Source organism: Rhizobacter sp. P2_H2, assembly GCF_056403375.1.
Map to the genome: position 1 here is coordinate 1 of NZ_JBFUFP010000850.1, position 2,407 is coordinate 2,407.

Below are 2,407 nucleotides of genomic sequence, written 5' to 3' on the forward strand. Positions count from 1 at the left end.
CTCCAGCGCGCGGTCGCCGTTGCCCTGCAGCGCGAGCTGGCCGCCGCGCTGCAGGATGCCCGGCAGCGCCGCCAGCACCAGGTCGAGCCCCTTCTGCGATGTGAGCCGGCTGACGACGCCGAACACCGGCGCGTCGGCCCGCCGCTCCAGCCCCAGTTCGGTCTGCAATGCATGCTTGCAGACCGCCTTGCCGACCAGTGAATCGGCCTGGTAGCGCTTCGCGATGCCCGCGTCGGTGGCCGGGTTCCACACCTCGGGATCGACGCCGTTCAGGATGCCGCAGACATCGCCGCCGCGGCCGCGGATCACGCCGTCGAGCCCGCAGCCGTATTCATGGGTCGCGATCTCGCGCGCATAGGTCGGGCTGACGGTCGTCACGCGGTCGGCGAACTTCAGCCCCGCCTTCATGAACGACAGCTGGCTGTGGTATTCGACGCCCGAGGCCGCCATGTAGCGCGCCGGCAGCCCCAGCAGGTTGAAATCGCCGGCCGGGAACAGCCCCTGGTAGGCCAGGTTGTGCACCGTGAAGACCCGCGCGGCGCGCGTCGGCGCGTGCGCATGGGCGTAGGCGCAGGCCATCGCCGCATGCCAGTCGTGCGTGTGCAGCACGTCGGGCACCCAGTCGGGGTCGAACTCGCCGGCGGCGATGTGGGCCGCCACCCAGCCGAGCAGCGCGAAACGCTGGGCGTTGTCGGACCACTCGTTGCCGTCGGGCGCCTGGTACGGGCTGCCGCCGCGCCGGTACAGGTACGGCGCGTCGACCACGTAGACCGGCAGCCCGCTGTACGGCATGGTGCCGAGCGTCAGCCGCACGCGCGCGGCGCCGAAGGCGGCGCCGATCTCGCAGACGGTCTTCTGGTGCAGCACCGCGTCGGCGATGGCCGGCAGGCCGGGCAGCACCACCCGCACGTCGGCACCGGCGCGCGCCAGCGCCTGGGGCAAGGCACCGGCCACGTCGGCCAGGCCGCCGGTCTTGACCAGCGGGAAGATTTCAGCGGCGACCTGGAGGACTTTCATGCAGTGATCAGGCGGTAAGTTTGGCGAGCATGTCGCGCGTGACAAGGGTGATGCCGTTCTCGGAACGGTAGAAGCGCTCGGCATCGAGTTCGGCATCCTCGCCGATCACCATGCCGTCGGGGATCACGCAGGCGCGGTCGACCACCACGCGCGTGAGCCGCGCACCGCGGCCGATCTGCGCGCCCGGCAGCAGCACCGACCAGCTGACGACCGCGTGCGAGTGCACCCGCACGCTCGAGAACAGCACGGTGCGCGTGACCGAGCCCGAGACGATGCAGCCGCCCGACACCAGCGACTCCACGGCCATGCCGCGGCGGTCGTCCTGGTTGTGCACGAACTTGGCCGGCGGCAGCTGCTCCTGGTAGGTCCAGATCGGCCAGCGCTTGTCGTACAGGTTCAGCAGCGGGTCGGTGGCGGTGAGGTCGATGTTGGCGTCCCAGTACGCGTCGATGGTGCCGACATCGCGCCAATACGGTGCCTCGCCGTGCCGCGTGCTGACGCAGCTCAGCTCGAACGGGTGCGCCGAGGCCTGGCCGTTGCGCACCGCGCGCGGGATGATGTCCTTGCCGAAGTCGTGGCTCGAATCGGCGTCGTTCATGTCGCGCTCGAGCTCCTTGTAGAGGTAGCGCGCGTTGAAGATGTAGATGCCCATGCTCGCGAGCGCCATGTCGGGGCGGCCCGGCATCGGCGGCGGGTCGGCCGGCTTCTCGACGAACTCGGTGATGTGGTTGTCGCGGTCGACTGCCATCACGCCGAAGGCCACCGCCTCCGCGCGCGGCACCGCGATGCAGCCCACCGTGCACTCGCGCCCCTTGGCGACGTGGTCGGCCAGCATCAGCGCGTAGTTCATCTTGTAGATGTGGTCGCCGGCCAGCACCACCACGTAGTCGGCGCCGTAGCTCGCGAGGATGTCCTGGTTCTGGTAGACGGCGTCGGCAGTGCCGCGGTACCAGCTCTCGTCGTCGTTGCGCTGCTGGGCCGGCAGCAGGTCGACGAACTCGTTCATCTCGCTCTTCAGGAAGGCCCAGCCGCGCTGCAGGTGGCGCAGCAGGCTGTGCGACTTGTACTGCGTGATCACGCCGATGCGCCGGATGCCGGAGTTCAGGCAGTTCGACAGCGCGAAATCGATGATGCGGAACTTGCCGCCGAAGTAGACGGCCGGCTTGGCGCGGCGGTCGGTCAGGTTCTTCAGGCGGCTGCCGCGGCCGCCGGCCAGCACCAGCGCGACGGCGCGCTTGGGCAGGTCGAGGCTCAACGCAAGATCGATGGGTTGCATGATGTCTCCAGGAAGGGTCGCGGCGCGCTGCGATTGTGCACGGCCCGCACCGCATTGAAGCACTGCCCCCGCGCTTGCGCACGCCGGGACAAACGAGCAAAGTCTGGCCCACAC

The 2,407-nt window shown here is 69.6% G+C and carries 2 protein-coding genes; both read right to left on the reverse strand.

Features of this window, described 5'->3' with window-relative positions:
• A partial coding sequence (locus AC1D15_RS27215) for a glycogen synthase (RefSeq protein WP_477828464.1) occupies positions 1-1,017 on the reverse strand: 1,017 nt, incomplete at its 3' end.
• Positions 1,018-1,024: 7 nt separating this feature from the next.
• Entirely contained in the window at positions 1,025-2,293 is a 1,269-nt protein-coding gene (glgC, locus tag AC1D15_RS27220) for a glucose-1-phosphate adenylyltransferase (RefSeq protein ID WP_047502160.1), read from the reverse strand.
• Between the last annotated feature and the right edge of the window lie 114 nt (positions 2,294-2,407).

Bases quoted from the DNA above. Each gene is read 5' to 3' on its own strand.
- glgC (WP_047502160.1), bottom strand. From the start codon at position 2,293: ATGCAACCCATCGATCTTGCGTTGAGCCTCGACCTGCCCAAGCGCGCC.